The organism is Cellulomonas sp. Root137 (assembly GCF_001426725.1).
Classification (GTDB): domain Bacteria; phylum Actinomycetota; class Actinomycetes; order Actinomycetales; family Cellulomonadaceae; genus Cellulomonas.
This window is the reverse complement of sequence record NZ_LMFG01000001.1, coordinates 1,373,659-1,389,989: the sequence shown is the minus strand read 5'-3', so window position 1 is coordinate 1,389,989 and position 16,331 is coordinate 1,373,659. Positions and strand designations below refer to the sequence as shown.

Genomic DNA, 16,331 nt, shown 5'->3' with positions numbered 1-16,331 from the left:
CATGATCACTGCACCGATCCCCACCCTCACCCTGCCCGGCGGCGAGATCCCAATGGTCGGCCTGGGCACCTGGCAGTCCGAGGGCGGCGAGGCCGAGCGCGCGGTCAGCGCGGCCCTGCAGCTGGGCTACCGGCACATCGACACCGCCACGGGCTACGGCAACGAGGACGAGGTCGGCCGCGCGCTGGCCACGGTCGGCATCGACCGCGACGACGTCTTCGTCACCACCAAGCTGCCCCCCGACCACGCCGGCCGCGCGCGCCGCACGCTCACCGAGTCGCTGGCCGCGCTGGGCACCGACCACCTGGACCTGTGGCTGATCCACTGGCCGCCGAACCGCCAGGCGTCGCCGGAGACGTGGCAGGTGTTCCGGGAGGTCCGCGACGAGGGTCTGGTGCGCTCGATCGGCGTGTCCAACTACTCGATCGCGCAGCTCGACGAGCTCATCGCCGCCACGGGCGAGGCCCCGGCGGTCAACCAGATCCCGTACAGCCCGCGCGACCACGACCCGGACCTGCTGGCGGCCCACCGCGAGCGCGGCATCGTCGTCGAGGGGTACAGCCCGCTGAAGCGGACGAGCCTGGAGGCACCCGCACTCGTCGCCGCCGCGCAGGCGCACGACGTCAGCCCGGCTCAGGTGGTGCTGCGCTGGCACGTCCAGCACGACGTCGTCGTCATCCCGAAGTCGACCCGGCAGGAGCGGATCGCGGCCAACCTGGACATCCTCGGCTTCGAGCTCACGGCCGACGAGATGTCGGCGATCGACGCCCTGCGCTGAGGATCACTCGAGGCGCATGACCTCCTCCGACTCGGGCGACCACCCGAGCAGCAGACCGCGGTGCATCATCACGTCACCGACTCCTTCCGGGTACGGGACGTGCCGCGTCTGCTCCCCCGTGGCGAGGTCGTACCCGGTCATCCCTCCGCGGACTCCATCGGACCCGAGAGCGGCGTCGCCGGACGTGGACGACATCAGCAGGTCCCGGCCGTCGGTGGCCAGCGAGCCGACGGCGGCGACCGGAACCTCTCGCTGCCACACGACCTCCCCGGTCCTCCCGTCGAGGGCGGCGAGGCCGCTCGCGGTCGTGAGGTACACCCGGCCGCGCACCAGCAGCGCGAAGCCCGTGCTCTGGACGTCGGACTCCCAGCGGTGGTCGCCGGTCCGACGGTCCCACCCGTGCACGCGCTCGCGGGACGTGAGCACCAGGCCCGGCACGCTCCCGTCGTCGACGGTGAGGTCCATCGCCCCGCCCTCGAGCACGACGTCGTCGGCCGGGTCGGCGTCGGCGGCGAGCAGCGTGGTCGCCTGGGTCCCGTCGACGCCGTAGTCGAACACGACGAGGTTGCCCGTCGTCGGGTCGACGCCGTACCCGCCGTTGCCCGGTGCGGGGCGCAGGTCGTCGCGGACGGACTCGCCGGTCGACGAGAGCAGTCCGAGGCCACCACCCTCCCCGAGTGAGAAGGCCACGACGTCGCCCGCGCGGAAGATTCCCCAGTAGAGCGAGGCCTCCTCTGCGCCATGCGTGTCCTCGCGTGGTTCCTCGTGCCGCCACCGCTCGTCGCCGGTGCGCAGGTCGTACGCGACGATCTCGATGCGCTGGGCGTCGCGGATCCCGACGAGCACGAGGCCGGGGAGCACGGCGAGCTGCGCGGCGGAGTCGACGGCGCGGTCCGAGATCACGCGCCCGTCCGTCGGGTCGAGGACCACCGCGCGGGTGGTCGTCGCCGGCACCCGCTCGTCGGTCCCGTCGTCGGCGGCATAGCGCGTGAACCCGTCCGTGACCAGGCACACGGCCACGGTCGCCACCTCGTGCGGACGGGCATCGGACTGGCACCCGCCGCCGTACGCGGACTCCCGCGACGCGGCCCGCTCGACGTTCGGCCCCAGGAGCGGGGTGGACCAGACCGTCTCGCCCGTGCGCTGGTCCACGGCCGCGAAGGCCTGCGACCCGTCCTCGGCCACCACCAGGCTCGCCGTCGCGCCGCCCACCGACTCGATCCCCGACCAGAGGCTCGAGACCTCCCCCGGCGGGAGCGCCCGCGCCACCGTCAGCTCGTCCCCGAACGCGGGCACGACCCCCGGGACCTCGGAGAGCCTCGCGATCGCCGCGTTCTCCCGGGCGTCGACCACCCACTGGGTCCCCGCCAGCGACAGCGCGACGGCCACGCCTCCGGCGACGACCCACCGCAGTCCCCGGCGGCCACGCACCGGCGCCTCGGGCTGCTCGGAGCCGGGCTCGAGGCCGGCCTCGATGCCGGGCTCGTCGCCGTCGAGCAGCTCGACCTCCTGCATCCCGCCAGCCCGCGCCATGACCGGGACCCTATCCGGGGGCCGCGCGGCCCGTGGTCGTTCTTGTTGATATTCATTCTCATTCGCTGTTAGCGTCCCCCCATGACCTCCCCTCGATCCCCGCTCCGCGGCCGTGCCCGCCGCCTCGGCCTCGTCCTCCCGCTGACCCTGCTCGCCGCCTGCGCGAGCACCCCGGCCACAGATGCCCCGGCCACGGACCCGGCGTCCGACGCGCAGGAGACCGCGACGCTGCAACCTCGCCTGGTCCTCACCTACGACGGAGGGATCCAGGTCCTCGACGCGACCACGCTCGAGACCCTCGCCGACCTCCCGCTCGACGGCTTCGCCCGGCTCAACGAGGCCGGGGACGGCCGGCACCTGCTCGTCTCGACCGACGGCGGCTTCACCGTCCTCGACGCCGGCGCCTGGGCGGAGGCGCACGGCGACCACGCCCACTACTACGCCGCCGATCCCGTGCTCACGAGCACCGTGTACCCGGCCGAGAAGCCGGGGCACGTGGTGCCGCACGAGGGACGGACCGCCCTCTTCGACGACGGCACCGGCACGGTCACGGTGATCGACTCGGCCCACGTCGCCGACGGCCCGGCCGGCGCCCGGACGCTCTCCACCCCGTCCGCGCACCACGGAGTCGCGGTCGAGCTCGAGGACGGCACGCTCGTGGTCAGCGAGGGCACCGAGGACGTCCGCACCGGGATCCGGGTGCTCGATGCTGCCGGTTCCGAGGTCACCCGGACGGACGAGTGCCCCGGAGTTCACGGTGAGGCGGTCGCCGCCGACGAGGCCGTCGTCGTGGGTTGCGAGGACGGCGTGCTCGTCTACCGCGCAGGCACGATCACGAAGGTGGCCTCGCCCGACGGCTACGGCCGGATCGGCAACCAGGCCGGCACGGAGGTCTCGCCGGTGGTGCTGGGCGACTACAAGACCGACCCCGACGCGGAGCTGGAGCGGCCGACGCGCGTCTCCCTCGTCGACACCGTGACCGGCACGCTCCGCCTCGTCGACCTGCCCGCCAGCTACTCGTTCCGGTCGCTGGGCCGAGGCGCGGACGGAGCCGCCCTGGTCCTCGGCACCGACGGGGCGCTGCACGTCATCGACGCGACCTCGGGAGCGATCGAGCGCTCCGCACCGGTCGTGGAGCCGTGGACCGAGCCCGACGACTGGCAGGAGCCCCGGCCGACCCTGCGCGTGCTCGACGGAATGGCGTACGTGACCGACCCCGCGGAACGTCGGCTGCACGTGGTCGACCCCGTCACGGGTGAGCTCTGGAAGAGCATCGCGCTGACGGTGACCCCGAACGAGCTGGTCGGGGTGGTCGGAGCCACGCACTCCCACTGACCCGTCGGGCAGGTCCTCGGCGGAACCCCGAGGGCCTGCCCGGCGCTCACCCCAGCACCGCCAGGCGCCCGTCGTCTCCCCAGCCCAGGAACAGGTGCCCGAGCGCGACGCTCGACCGCAGGCCGTCCGGGAGCGGGACGCGCCAGACGGTCCGCCCGTCGTCCAGGGCGTAGGCGACCAGCTCGCTGCGAGGGCCGCCGCCGACGGGCTGGTCGGCCGCGACCAGGAGCTCGCCGTCCGTGACCAGGAACCCCGGCACGTTCCCCTCAGCGGTGGCGCCCCGCCAGACCACGTCCCCGGTCCTGCCGTCGAGCGCGACGACCCCGGCCTGCGTGCTCAGGTAGACCCGACCCCGCAGGACCAGCGCGTTCACCGACGCGACGACGTCCGACTTCCAGCGCGCCTCACCGGTGGACCTGTCCCAGCCGCGCACGTTCCCGCCGGACGTGAGCACGAGGTCCGGCACGCTCCCGTCGTCGACCGTGAACGGCAGCACCTCACCCGGCAGCTCGACGTCCGCACGCCCCCGCTCGACCAGCGTGGACCACAGCCCACCCGAGCCGCTGCTGTACAGCAGGACCGCGCGGCCGGCGACGGGGTCGACCGCGTGGTCCGCGTTCCCGGGTCGGCTGGCGCGGAGCACCTGTCCCGAGGGCGAGAGCACCGTGGCGGTCCAGCCGGGGATCGTGACGCCGACAAGCCCGTCGACCGCGAACAGGCGCACCTCGCCGGCGAACGCCCGGCGGTCGGCACCCGGCAGCGGCGGGTCGAACCGCCAGCGCACGTCGCCGGTCCGGATGTCCCGGCCGGTCACCTCGGTCCGGCCGTCCCGAGCGGGCACGCCCACGACCGCGAGCCCCGGCAGGGCCGTCAGGGTGGTCGCCCCGGGTGCGGACACGTCGGCGACCACGCGCCCGTCGGCGGTGTCGAGGAGGACCACGCGGGTGCTCGTCGCGGGCTTGCGGGTCTCGACGCCCTCGTCCCCGTAGTGCACGAACCCGTCGCTCACCAGGCACGCCGCCTGCCGGGGCGTGCCGTCGCCCGCCGGCACGGGCACGCAGGTGCCGGCCGCCGACCGGTCCAGCGACCGCGCCCGGTCCGCGTCGGCCCCGACGAGCGGCGTCGAGAACCGCTGCTGCCCCGTGCGCTGGTCGAGCGCGACGAACGCCTGGGACCCGTCGTCCGCGACGGACAGACCGAGCACCGCGCCGCCGACCTCGATGCCCTGCGTGAGCACCCCGGTCGCCGCGGGGTCCGGCCGCCACAGGACGCCGACGTCCTCGTCGATCGCGCGCACCACGCCTGGCGTCGCCGCCAGCCGGGCCGACGCCGCTCGCTCCCGGCCGTCGAGGACCACCTGCGTCACGACCAGTGCCGCGACGACCGCGCCCGCGACTCCCCCGACCCACCACCAGAGCCGCGCGGGGCGCGCAGGCGGAGCCGGGGCGGGCGCCGACGACTCGGCCGCCTCGTCCAGCTCGACGTGCTGCATCGCACCGCGCGCCATGGCCAGACGCTAACCCCGCCCGGCGGTGGCGGCGCGCGCACGGCTCCGGAGACTCAGAGCGTCGAGCGCGCGCTGCCTGGTCACCAGCGGTGCGCGACGTCCACGACCACGCGTGACCCGCTGCCCGGACCGTCCAGGACGAACACGCGGAACGGCAGCCGTGCCCGGACGCCGAGGCCGAGGCTCGTGTACCCCTCGAAGCTCCCGGCGAACACGACCTGCCGGAACGTGCGGTACCCGGAGACGTCGCGCAGCTCGAGCCGGTTGGCCGGCGAGTAGGTCGGGTTGCCGTTGACGTCGTACGCCGGGTCGTTCACGGTGATCTGCAGGGCGGCGCCGCCACGGGTCGGGATCGGCTCGCCGGAGCCGTCCTGCACCACCTGGGGTACGTAGGACACCGTGTACCCGCCGACATCGCCCGCGACGTCGACCACGAGCCGGTCGTAGCAGCTGTGCCGGCCGGTCCGGACGTTCACCACCGGCGCCTGCGACAGGGACGGCGCCGACTTGGTGAGCGACCCCCACACGAGGCCGCAGTAGGGCGCCGCCGTGGCGGGCGATGCCGGGATCATCAGGAACGTGCTGACCAGCAGCAGGACCGACAGGAATGCACGCCTCATCGCACGACTCCTCCGTCGCGCGGGCCCCCGCGGATGGATGCCCGATCATCCAGTTTACGACCGGCGGACCATGACATAACGGGTGAAACGGTGCCGTTCAGAGCTCGGGGACGCACGCCCCGCCGCCGAGCGCGGCGAGCCCGGTCAGGTCCCCGGAGCCGAGCTCGGCGACTCCCTCCTGCGCCTCGGGGTACATGATCTGCGTCGCGTCCTCGACGTGCTGGAGGCCCACGAGGTGCCCGACCTCGTGCAGCACGATGGACCGGGCGATCGCGTCGCCGCCGGGATGGGTGGCGGACTCCGCGAGCTGCGGGGCGTCGAGCATCACCTGCCCCGTCACGTAGACCTCCGGCCCGTCCGCCAGGCTCACGTGGACGCTCCCGGCCGCGCCGGCCACGAACCCGGCGAGGGTCGCGTCCTCCCGCGGCGAGGACCAGCTGAACAGCACGGGCACCCACCGGTCGCCGTAGCGCTCGAGCTGGTACGGCTCCCTCTGTGGCGACGGGGCCTCCGTCGTCGGGCCGTCGTCGACGAACTGCAGCCCGGTGGCCTGCGAGATCCGGGCGACGGCGTCCGTGATGAGCTGCTGGCCACCCTCCGGCGCGGCGTCCGGCCGCGTCACGTAGTGGATCGGCCGGCACGGGTCGTGCGCGACGGGCGTGGCGCGGTCGCCCTGCAGCGCCACGTAGGCGAACGACGTGCTCGTGCCGGTGACCGGCGGCGGCGTCCCCAGCGGTGCGGTGGCGGCGCCCACGCCGGGTGTCGGCGCGTACGGGTTGCGGGCCGTCGTCGGGGCCGGCTCCGGGGCACCCGCCCAGGCGAGCACCTGCGGCAGACGTCCCGACTGCACGACCCAGGTCCCGCCCAGCAGCGCGGCGAGGACGAGCACGGCGACCACCGTCGACGAGCGCGACGACGACCGGGTGGAGGGAGCCGCCGGGCTGGGTGCGACCGCGCGGGCGCGACGCGTCCCGGCCACCCGGACCCGGCGCCGACCCCCGAACCGCCCGCGTCGGCGGCCCGGTGCGTCGTCCCGGACCACGGGTGGCCCCGCACTGCGGCCGGCAGCCTCGTCGATCACCCACTGCGGCACGCGCCCGGACGGGGAGCGCGGCAGGTCGTCCGGGGCCCCAGGCCCAGCAGGTCCGTTCACCAGCGCCCCTCGCTCACGGGCCCGGGACGGACCCTCGACGTCGTCGGCACGGCGGCACCCTCGGTGGAGGGTGCGCGCGCGGAAGCCCGGCCGCCGGAGGGAGGGTATCCGGCAGCCGGGCTTCGCGTGGGCTACTTCAGCCCGTTGGAGAGCGCGCTGATCAGCTCGCCGTTGGACGTGTCACCCGACAGCTCCCAGAAGAAGGCGCCGCCGAGTCCCTTGCCCTTGGCCCACGACGTCTTGCCGGCCAGCGTGCTGGGCGTGTCGTAGCCCCACCACTCCGAGCCGCACTTGGCGTACGCGGTCCCTCCGACGGTCCCCGTGGCCGGGCACCGGGTCTTGAGCACCTTGTAGTCCTCGATGCCGGCCTCGTACGTGCCGGGTGCCGCGCCGGACGCCGAGCCACCCGGGGCCGTCTGCGTGACGCCCGTCCAGCCGCGGCCGTAGAAGCCGACGCCGAGCAGGATCTTGTTCGCCGGGATGCCCTTGGCGATGAGCTTGTTCACCGCGGCCTCCGTGTTGAAGCCCGCCTGCGGGATGCCCGCGTAGGACGTCAGGGGCGAGTGCGGCGCCGTCGGACCCGTCGGGTTGAACGCCCCGAAGTAGTCGTAGGACATCGGCATGATCCAGTCGAGCTTCTGCGCCCCACCGGCGTAGTCGGCGGCGTCGATCTTGCCGCCGGTGCTGCCGTCGGCCGTGATGGCCGCCGTGATCAGCTTGCCGCTGCCGAACTTGTTGCGCAGCGCGGTGATCACGTTGTTGAAGGCCGCGGGACCGCTGGAGTCGCACGACAGGCCGCACGCGTTCGGGTACTCCCAGTCGATGTCGATGCCGTCGAAGAGACCGGCCCAGCGGGAGTCGTTGAGCAGGTTGTAGCAGGAGTCGGCGAACGCGGTCGGGTTGGCCGCCGCCTGCGTGAAGCCGGACGACCAGGTCCAGCCGCCGAAGGACCAGATGACCTTGAGGCCGGGGTGCATGGCCTTGAGCTTCTTCAGCTGGTTGAAGTTGCCCCGCAGGGGCTGGTCCCACGTGTCGGCGACACCGTCGACCGAGTCGGCCGCCGTGTACGCCTTGTCGTAGGCCGCGTACGAGTCACCGATCGAGCACTGGCCGCCGGTGGTGTTGCCGAACGCGTAGAGGATGTGGGTCAGCTTCGAGGCCGAGCCGCTCGTCTCGATGTTCTTCACGTGGTAATTGCGGCCGTAGACGCCCCACTCGGCGAAGTAGCCGACGAGCTTCTTGCCGCCCGGGGGCGGCGGCGTGGTGGTGGTCGGGGTGGGGGTCGGCGTCGGCGTCGTGGTCGGCGTCGGGGTGGAGGTCGGGGTGCTGGTGGGAGTCCCCCCGGTGCACGCCACGCCGTTGATGCTGCACGTCGCGGGGCTCTTGAACGGCCCGGTCGCCACGTAGCCCCAGGTCAGCGAGGCACCGGGCGCGAGGGTGGGCGACCAGCTCTTGTTCTTCGCGGTGTAGTGGCTGCCGCTGCGCGTGACGTCGGCGTCCCACGAGCTGCTGATGGTGTCCCCGGCGGGGAGGTCGAACTCGATCGTCCACCCGTTCACCACCGTGGTGCCGGAGTTGGTGACCTTGACGTTGACCTGGTGGCCCGTGCCCCAGTCGCCGGCGGAGGTGAACGTGGCGCCGATCGAGCCTGCGGCGAACGCCGGCTGGGAGGCGACCAGCGCGGCGAGCAGCGTGATCACCGCGGCGAGCGCCGTGGTGATCAGGACGGGACGTCGTCGGCCCATCGGTGTCTGGCTGGAGTGTCTGGCGAAAGCCATCGTGCGGTCCCCTGTCCATCGTCGGAGCGTCGAATATGTAAGGAGTGCGTACTAATGGTTCACAAGGACGGTAACCGGGGTCACAGGGTGAAGTCAACGCCTGGCGCCACATCGGTCGAGCGTCACCCGAACGTGCATTTCTTTCCCGATCAACTCCGGAATGCGCTGTCCCCGAGGTCGGCGGGGCGTCGTCCGGAATGCCCGGAACAGCCGGGGAGAGACGCGACATCGTGCCTGCTGGAAACGTGTCACTGCGCTCGCAGCCCGGTCCCCGTCTCGGCGTCGCCAGTGGAGCGCCGGGGTCCCTGGAGTGCCGTCACTCGCCCGGGCGAGAATGCGTCACGTGCATTGTTCGGCGCATTGTTGCCGCTGGTTCCAGGACAATGAATTCCTAGGTGCTACAGCCCGTCGCGCGCGTACCCGGCGCTGATGTCCGTGCCGCAGGTCCACCGACTCCTTCTCCGTGCACGCGCGCGTGTCGCCCCACAGGTGTCGGTGGGTGCGCGCACCATGGAGGTGAGCGAGGACGAAGGAGTCGGGACATGACGCTCGTCGATCAGCACCACCGGGTCGATCCTCAGGTCGAGGCGCGCGTCCGGCGCGAGGTCGCCGGCGCTACCTGGTTCCAGCTCGCCGCGGCCACCAGCCGGGCGCACCACGAGGTCGACGAGGCCCGCCGCGGTCGCGACGACGACGTCCTGCTGCGCGCCGTGGACCGGCACGCCGTGCTCGAGCGCCTGCTGGCCGAGGCGACCGAGCAGCTCCACGCCCCTCGCTAGCGGCGCACCCTGTCGTCCGACGCGTCCCAGCCGGGCCTCGTCGCCCGGCTGCCTGCCCGGTCGGACCGGCCGCGGTAGACCACGTAGGGCCGCCACAGGTAGAAGATCGGGACGCTCAGCACGTGCACCAGCCGGGTGAACGGCCACAGGGCGAACAGCAGCATGGCCACCATCGCGTGTGCCTGGAACCCGAACGGCGCCTCGGCCATCAGCTCCGGCTTCGGCTGGAACAGGAAGATGCCGCGGAACCACTCGGACACACCCGTGCGGTAGTCGTAGTCACCGTTGAGGTTCAGCACCGAGCCCGCGACCGTGTTCCAGACGCCGAGCACGATCACCAGCGCGAGGAACAGGTACATGACCTTGTCCATCTTCGTCGTGGCGCTGAACACGGGGCCGACCGTGCGCCGGCGGTAGATGAGCAGGGTCAGGCCGACGAGCGTGCAGAACCCTGCCACGGCCCCGATCGAGACGGCCATGACGTGATACAGCTCCTCGGAGATGCCGACGGCCGACGTCCAGCTTTCCGGGATGCCCAGCCCCATCACGTGCCCGAAGAACACCGCGAGGATCCCGAAGTGGAACAGCGGGCTCCCCCAGCGCAGCAGCCGGCTCTCGTACAGCTGCGACGAGCGCGTGGTCCAGCCGAACTTGTCGTACCGGTACCGCCACACGTGCCCGCCGACGAAGAACGCCAGGCACACGTACGGGATGACGACCCAGAGCAGGACGGCGCTCATCGCGGCATCTCCAGGTGAAGGTGGACGGAGGGAACGAGGATCTGGCTCATCGCGGCATCCCCGACATCGCCGGGTGCACGGAGGGAACGAGGATCTGGCTCATCGCGGCATCCCCGCCATCGCCGGGTGCACGGAGGGAACGAGGATCTGGCTCATCGCGGCATCCCCGCCATCGCGCCGTAGGGCTCGAGGCCGACCTGCTCACCGGGTGGGCCCTCGGCGGCCAGGCGCGCCACAGCCTCCCGCTCGTCGCCCTTCAGCGGCGGCAGCGTGGAGCAGACCGCGGTGAGCGCCCCGGCCCACGGGGAGCCACGGTCGACCAGTGCGAGCCGCAGCAGCTCGAGTCCGGCCCGGTGCTCGAGCAGCAGCCGCGTCCCGGCCTCCACGTCGGCCGTGGCGCTGAACTCCAGGACGACGCAGAGGTGGTCGGGGAGCTCGTCGGCACTGATCTCCAGGCCCGCCGCACGGAACGCCCGCTTGAACGCGAGCAGCGCCATCCCGCGCTCGCGGGTGTCCCCGTACGCGTAGTACGTCAGGTAGAGGCAGATCTTGCGGCGCAGGTCGAAGGTGTCGACGTACTCGGCGGTCAGCTCCGTGAGCGGGGCCGTGGCGAGGTGGTCGAACAACGGGTCGAAGGCCCGCGTCGGGGAGATCGCGCGCAGGTCGGGCACCTGCGCGACGAGCTCCGCCGTGGGGTACTCCAGCAGCAGCGCGGCGATCCGGTGGGTCAGCGCCCTCGTGCGGGCGTCGTCGCGCCTCATGACGGGTCCTTCCGCTGGGGGAACAGCCCGGGCGGCGGGTTGCCCTTGCCGTCCCAGTTGAGCAGGTTGACGCGTCCGCCCTGTCCCCCGGTCGGCGTGACCTCGTCGGCGGTCTGCCGGTCCTTGAGCGCCCGGAAGTTCTCCACCGCCAGCGGCGTGCCGGCACCGGAGCCCTCGCCGAACGGCCCGGAGCCGCCCATGCCGGGGCCGCCCTCGTAGTCGAGGCTGCACTCGGTCGCGATCTCCTCCAGGCCGTGCGCCGCCTCCGCGTGGGCTGCGGGGATGACGTACCGCTCGTCGTACTTGGCGATGGCCAGCAGCCGGTACATGTCGAGCATCTCCTGCTCGGTCATGCCGACGGCCGCGGGGATCGACGGGTCGGCGTCGCGACCCATCGAGATGTCGCGCATGTACGAACGCATCGCGGCGAGCTTCTTCAGCACCCCGGTCACCGGCACCGTGTCCCCCGCGGTGAACAGCTCGGCCAGGTACTCCACCGGGATCCGGAGCTGGTCGATGGCGGCGAACAGGTTGCCCTTCGACTCGGCGTCCTCGCCGGTCTCGGCGACCGCGTCGACCACCGGCGACAGCGGCGGGATGTACCAGACCATCGGCATCGTGCGGTACTCAGGGTGCAGCGGCAGGGCCACCTTGAACGTGCTGATCAGGGCCCAGATCGGGGAGCGCTGGGCGGCCTCGATCCAGTCGCGCGGGATGCCGGCCCGCTCGGCCTCCCGCACCACCGCGGGGTCGTGCGGGTCGCAGAACACCCCGCGCTGCGCCTCCAGCAGGTCGTGCTCGTCGGTCACCGACGCGGCCGCCAGCACCTTGTCGGCGTCGTAGAGGACCAGGCCGAGGTACCGCAGCCGACCGACGCACGTCTCGGAGCAGACCGTCGGCAGGCCCACCTCGATGCGCGGGAAGCAGAACGTGCACTTCTCGGCCTTGCCGGTGCGGTGGTTGAAGTAGATCTTCTTGTACGGGCAGCCCGTGACGCACTTGCGCCAGCCCTTGCACTGGTCCTGGTCGACGAGCACGATCCCGTCCTCGGCGCGCTTGTAGATGGCGCCCGAGGGGCACGACGCCGCGCACGACGGGTTGAGGCAGTGCTCGCAGATGCGCGGCAGGTAGAACATGAACGTCTGCTCGAACTCGAACTTGATCTTGGTGGACACCCTGGCCAGGATCGGGTCGCCCGCGAGGGTCGCGGCGCTGCCGCCCAGGTCGTCGTCCCAGTTGGCGCTCCACCCGATCTGCATGGGCTCGCCGCTGATCAGCGACCGCGGCCGGGCCACCGGGGTGTGCTCCTGGAGAGGTGCGGTGGTCAGCGTCTCGTAGTCGTACGTCCACGGCTCGTAGTAGTCGTCGAGCGACGGCATCTTGGGGCTGACGAAGATCGTCGCCAGGTTCTTCAGCCGCCCGCCCGCCTTGAGCTTGAGGCGGCCGCGCTTGTTCAGCGTCCACCCGCCCTGCCAGCGCTCCTGGTCCTGGTAGGTCCGCGGGTACCCCTGCCCGGGTCGCGTCTCCACGTTGTTGAACCAGACGTACTCGGTGCCGGCGCGGTTGGTCCACGCCTGCTTGCAGGTCACCGAGCACGTGTGACAGCCGATGCACTTGTCGAGGTTCATCACCATCGACATCTGCGCCATGATCCGCATCAGTACTCCACCTCCTGCGAGCGCCGACGGATGACCGTGACCTCGTCGCGCTGGTTGCCGGTGGGCCCTAGGTAGTTGAACGCGAAGGTCAGCTGGGCGTAGCCGCCGATGAGGTGGCTGGGTTTCATGAGGATGCGGGTCAGCGAGTTGTGGATGCCGCCGCGCTTGCCGGAGGTCTGCGAGCGCGGGACGTCGATGAGCCGGTCCTGCGCGTGGTGCATGTAGACCGTCCCCTCCGGCATGCGGTGGGACACGATGGCGCGGGCGACGACGACGCCGTTGCGGTTGACCGCCTCGATCCAGTCGTTGTCCGTGACCCCGATCTTGTCCGCGTCCTTCTGGCTCATCCAGATGCCCGGACCGCCGCGCGACAGGCTGAGCATCAGGAGGTTGTCCTGGTACTCGGAGTGGATGGACCACTTGTTGTGCGGCGTCAGGTACCGCACCGCGATGCCGAGCTCCCCGCTGGACCCGATCTGCGGCTCCCCGAACAGGGCGGCCATGTTCAGGGGCGGGCGGAAGACCGGCAGGTTCTCGCCCAGCTCGGTCATCCAGTCGTGGTCGAGGAAGAAGTGCTGCCGGCCCGTGAGGGTGTGCCAGGGCTTGAGGCGTTCGACGTTGATGGTGAACGGCGAGTACCGCCGGCCGCCCGACTCGGAGCCGGACCACTCGGGTGACGTGATGACGGGCGTCGGCGCGGCCTGCGTGTCCGCGAACGTCACCTGCTTGCCCTCGTGCTCCGCCGCCAGGTCCGCCAGCTTCCGGCCGGTGCGCTTCTCGAGGGTGTGGAACCCCTCGGTGGCCAGGTGCCCGTTGGTGGTGCCGGACATCGCGAGGATCGCCTCGCACACGTGCACGTCCCGCTGCAGCGACGGCCGTCCGTCGCCCGCACCCCCGCGGACCAGCCCGTTCTTCTTGCCGAGGTACTCGATGGGCTTGGTGAGGTCGAACGTGATGCCCTTGGTCGTCGCGCCGAGCGACGAGGCTAGCGGACCGAGCGCGCCGAGCTTGTCCGCGACCGCGGGGTAGTCCCGCTCCACGACCACCAGCTTCGGCATCGTCACGCCCGGGACCGGGTCGCACTCCCCGGTCTTCCAGTCGCGCACGATGCCCGACGGGGTCGCCATCGCGTCCGGGGTGTCGTGGGTCAGCGGGACCGCGACGACGTCCTGCCGGACGCCGAGGTGCGTCGCCGCGAGCGTGCTGAACGCCTTGGCGATCTCGTGGAACGCGTCGAAGTCGGTGCGGGTCTGCCACGGCGGCGCGATGGCCGGGTTGAACGAGTGCACGAACGGGTGCATGTCCGTGCTGCTCAGGTCGTACTTCTCGTACCAGGTGGCCGCCGGCAGGACGACGTCGCTGAACACGGTGGTCGACGTCATCCGGAAGTCGAGGGTGAGCAGCAGGTCGAGCTTGCCGCGGGGCGCCTCGTCCCTCCAGACCACGTCCCGCGGTCGGTGCGCGGGCGGCGCCTCCTCGGCCCGCAGCGACGAGTCGGTGCCCAGCAGGTGCTCGAGGAAGTACTCGTTGCCCTTGGCGGAGCTGCCCAGCAGGTTGGACCGCCAGATGGTGAGCACGCGCGGGAAGTTCTCGGGGGCGTCGGGATCCTCGCCCGCGAACCGCAGCGAGCCGTCCTGCAGCGCCGCGGGGACGTACTCCGTGGCCGGCTTCCCCGAGGCGGCCACGTCGTCCGCGAGCGTCAGCGGGTTGCGGTCGAACGTCGGGTACGACGGCATCCACCCCAGCCGCGCCGACTGCGCCAGCACGTCCGCGGTGGTCATCCCCGCCCAGAGCCCGCCCGACTTCGACGCCGCGAGCGCGTCCGCGCCGAACTGGTCGTACCGGAACTGGTCGGTGTGCAGGTACCAGTACGCGGTCTGGATCATGTTCCGCGGCGGCCGCGACCAGTCGAGCGCGTTCGCGTACAGGCCGTACCCGGTGATCGGGCGGACCTTCTCCTGGCCGACGTAGTGCGCCCAGCCGCCGCCGTTCACGCCCTGGGTCCCGCACAGTGCGGTGAGCGTGAGGAATGCGCGGTAGATGGTGTCGGCGTGGAACCAGTGATTGGTCCCGGCGCCCATGAGGATCATCGACCGGCCCTTCGACTCCTCCGCGTTGGCGGCGAACTCGCGGCCGATCTTCTCCGCCTTGGCGGCCGGCACCCCGGTGATCTCCTCCTGCCAGGCGGGTGTGCAGGGCGAGCCGGCGTCGTCGTAGCCCGTGGGCCAGGTCCCGGGCAGCCCCGGGCGGCCGACGCCGTACTGCGCGAGCAGCAGGTCGAACACCGTGGTGACCGTGCGGCCGGCCACCTGCCGCGTCGGGACGCCACGCAGGATCGCCCCCGCGGAGCCGTCGACCGCGTCGAACCGGGGCAGGGTCACGGCCGCGGTCCCGGAACCGGAGCCCGCCGCGCTCAGCTGCGGTTCCACGGACGCCAGGTCGAGGTTCCAGCGCCCTTCCCCCTCGGCGCCGAACCGGAACCCGAGCGACCCGTTCGGCACCACGGGCTGCCCGGTCGTCTCGTCGAGCAGGACCGTCTTGAACTGCGCGTTCTCCGACGTCTCCCCCAGGTCCGCGGCGGTGAGGAACTTGCCGGGCACGAACCCGGCTCCGTCAGGGTCAGGGTCAGGGTCGAGCGTGATCAGGAACGGCAGGTCGGTGAACTTCTTCACGTACCCGTCGAAGTACGGCGTGGTCCGCTCGACGAAGAACTCACGCAGGATCACGTGCCCCATGGCCATAGCCAAGGCGCCGTCGGTGCCGGGCGCCGGTGCGAGCCACTCGTCGGCGAACTTCACGTTGTCCGCGTAGTCCGGCGAGACAGCGACGACCTTCTGGCCCCGGTACCGCGCCTCGACCATCCAGTGCGCGTCCGGCGTGCGGGTCACGGGCACGTTCGAGCCCCACATGATCAGGTACCCGGCGTCCCACCAGTCCCCCGACTCGGGCACGTCGGTCTGGTCGCCGAACACCTGCGGCGAGGCCACCGGCAGGTCCGCGTACCAGTCGTAGAACGAGAGCATCGGGGCGCCCAGCAGCGCGTAGAACCGGGCACCGACGCCGTGCGACACCATCGACATCGCCGGGATGGGCGAGAACCCCGCGATCCGGTCCGGGCCGTGCTCCTTGATCGTGTGCACGTGCGCGGCGGCCACCATCTCGACGGCCTCGGCCCACGACGCCCGCACCAGCCCGCCCTTGCCGCGCGCCGCCTTGTACCGCGCGGACCGGACGGGATCGCCGACGACGTCCGCCCACGCCAGCACCGGGTCACCCAGCCGCGCCTTGGCCTCGCGGTACATCTCCAGCAGGAGGCCGCGGACGTACGGGTACCGGACGCGCGTCGGCGAGTAGGTGTACCAGGAGAAGGCGGCCCCGCGCGGGCAGCCCCGCGGCTCGTACTCGGGGCGGTCCGGGCCGGTCGACGGGTAGTCCGTCTGCTGGGCCTCCCACGTGATGATGCCGTCCTTGACGAACACCTTCCACGAGCACGAGCCCGTGCAGTTCACGCCGTGCGTGGACCGGACCACCTTGTCGTGGCTCCAGCGGTCCCGGTAGAACGTGTCCGCGTCGCGCCCGCCGATCTGGTGCAGCGTGCGCAGGTCCGCCGACACCTCGTTCTTGCGCAGGAACCGGCGCGTCTTGAGCAGCGCCTCGACCACACCCTCGTCCAGTCCGGTCATGACTGC

The 16,331-nt window shown here is 72.1% G+C and carries 12 protein-coding genes; 3 read left to right on the top strand and 9 right to left on the bottom strand.

The window, feature by feature from the left end; all coding sequences use genetic code 11:
* The first annotated feature begins 1 nt into the window (after position 1).
* Positions 2-778 (top strand): aldo/keto reductase, encoded by a 777-nt coding sequence (locus tag ASD18_RS06635; protein WP_200938487.1) that lies wholly within the window; start codon positions 2-4, stop codon positions 776-778.
* Positions 779-781: 3 nt separating this feature from the next.
* Here the strand turns inward: ASD18_RS06635 and ASD18_RS06630 are convergent, their stop codons facing one another.
* Entirely contained in the window at positions 782-2,311 is a 1,530-nt protein-coding gene (locus ASD18_RS06630; protein ID WP_082573593.1) for a PQQ-binding-like beta-propeller repeat protein, read from the bottom strand.
* Positions 2,312-2,392: 81 nt separating this feature from the next.
* On the opposite strand from ASD18_RS06630, the gene aztD reads away from it, so the two are divergent.
* Entirely contained in the window at positions 2,393-3,646 is a 1,254-nt protein-coding gene (gene aztD / locus ASD18_RS06625; protein WP_056088373.1) for a zinc metallochaperone AztD, read from the top strand.
* 46 nt (positions 3,647-3,692) lie between these two features.
* On the opposite strand, the gene ASD18_RS06620 is transcribed toward aztD, so the two are convergent.
* The 4 genes from ASD18_RS06620 to ASD18_RS06605 all read right to left on the bottom strand — a co-directional run bounded on the left by ASD18_RS06620 (position 3,693) and on the right by ASD18_RS06605 (position 8,671).
* Positions 3,693-5,153: a PQQ-binding-like beta-propeller repeat protein gene (locus ASD18_RS06620; protein ID WP_056088368.1), complete on the bottom strand. Its 1,461-nt coding sequence runs from the start codon at positions 5,151-5,153 to the stop codon at positions 3,693-3,695.
* Between the two features lie 80 nt (positions 5,154-5,233).
* Entirely contained in the window at positions 5,234-5,773 is a 540-nt protein-coding gene (locus ASD18_RS06615; RefSeq protein WP_056088365.1) for a hypothetical protein, read from the bottom strand.
* Between the two features lie 97 nt (positions 5,774-5,870).
* Positions 5,871-6,926: a matrixin family metalloprotease gene (locus tag ASD18_RS06610; RefSeq protein WP_200938486.1), complete on the bottom strand. Its 1,056-nt coding sequence runs from the start codon at positions 6,924-6,926 to the stop codon at positions 5,871-5,873.
* Positions 6,927-7,057: 131 nt separating this feature from the next.
* Positions 7,058-8,671, bottom strand: coding sequence for a glycosyl hydrolase family 18 protein (locus ASD18_RS06605; RefSeq protein WP_056088358.1), 1,614 nt, complete (start codon positions 8,669-8,671; stop codon positions 7,058-7,060).
* A 575-nt stretch (positions 8,672-9,246) separates the two neighbouring features.
* Between ASD18_RS06605 and ASD18_RS06600 the strand changes: the two genes are divergently transcribed.
* A complete protein-coding gene (locus ASD18_RS06600; protein WP_056088353.1) occupies positions 9,247-9,483 on the top strand; it encodes a hypothetical protein in 237 nt (78 codons plus the stop codon).
* Here the strand turns inward: ASD18_RS06600 and narI are convergent.
* The 4 genes from narI to ASD18_RS06580 all read right to left on the bottom strand — a co-directional run bounded on the left by narI (position 9,480) and on the right by ASD18_RS06580 (position 16,325).
* The gene (gene narI, locus ASD18_RS06595; protein ID WP_056088350.1) at positions 9,480-10,223 is read right to left on the bottom strand and encodes a respiratory nitrate reductase subunit gamma; all 744 of its coding nucleotides are present in this window, start codon (positions 10,221-10,223) and stop codon (positions 9,480-9,482) included. The two genes, ASD18_RS06600 and narI, sit on opposite strands and share 4 nt — an antisense overlap.
* A 152-nt stretch (positions 10,224-10,375) precedes the next feature.
* Positions 10,376-10,984 (bottom strand): nitrate reductase molybdenum cofactor assembly chaperone, encoded by a 609-nt coding sequence (gene narJ, locus ASD18_RS06590; RefSeq protein ID WP_056088347.1) that lies wholly within the window; start codon positions 10,982-10,984, stop codon positions 10,376-10,378.
* Positions 10,981-12,642, bottom strand: coding sequence for a nitrate reductase subunit beta (gene narH, locus ASD18_RS06585; RefSeq protein WP_056088344.1), 1,662 nt, complete (start codon positions 12,640-12,642; stop codon positions 10,981-10,983). The genes narJ and narH overlap by 4 nt, the downstream gene beginning before the upstream one ends.
* Positions 12,642-16,325, bottom strand: coding sequence for a nitrate reductase subunit alpha (locus ASD18_RS06580; RefSeq protein WP_056088341.1), 3,684 nt, complete (start codon positions 16,323-16,325; stop codon positions 12,642-12,644). Before ASD18_RS06580 ends, narH begins: the two co-directional genes overlap by 1 nt.
* Positions 16,326-16,331 lie beyond the last annotated feature (6 nt).

Excerpts from the sequence above, each read along its gene's own strand:
- ASD18_RS06635 (WP_200938487.1), top strand. The coding sequence starts at position 2 with ATGATCACTGCACCGATCCCCACCCTCACCCTGCCCGGCGGCGAGATC.
- ASD18_RS06630 (WP_082573593.1), bottom strand. The coding sequence starts at position 2,311 with ATGGCGCGGGCTGGCGGGATGCAGGAGGTCGAGCTGCTCGACGGCGAC.
- aztD (WP_056088373.1), top strand. The coding sequence starts at position 2,393 with ATGACCTCCCCTCGATCCCCGCTCCGCGGCCGTGCCCGCCGCCTCGGC.
- ASD18_RS06620 (WP_056088368.1), bottom strand. The coding sequence starts at position 5,153 with ATGGCGCGCGGTGCGATGCAGCACGTCGAGCTGGACGAGGCGGCCGAG.
- ASD18_RS06615 (WP_056088365.1), bottom strand. The coding sequence starts at position 5,773 with ATGAGGCGTGCATTCCTGTCGGTCCTGCTGCTGGTCAGCACGTTCCTG.
- ASD18_RS06605 (WP_056088358.1), bottom strand. The coding sequence starts at position 8,671 with ATGGGCCGACGACGTCCCGTCCTGATCACCACGGCGCTCGCCGCGGTG.
- ASD18_RS06600 (WP_056088353.1), top strand. The coding sequence starts at position 9,247 with ATGACGCTCGTCGATCAGCACCACCGGGTCGATCCTCAGGTCGAGGCG.
- narI (WP_056088350.1), bottom strand. The coding sequence starts at position 10,223 with ATGAGCGCCGTCCTGCTCTGGGTCGTCATCCCGTACGTGTGCCTGGCG.
- narJ (WP_056088347.1), bottom strand. The coding sequence starts at position 10,984 with ATGAGGCGCGACGACGCCCGCACGAGGGCGCTGACCCACCGGATCGCC.
- narH (WP_056088344.1), bottom strand. The coding sequence starts at position 12,642 with ATGCGGATCATGGCGCAGATGTCGATGGTGATGAACCTCGACAAGTGC.
- ASD18_RS06580 (WP_056088341.1), bottom strand. The coding sequence starts at position 16,325 with ATGACCGGACTGGACGAGGGTGTGGTCGAGGCGCTGCTCAAGACGCGC.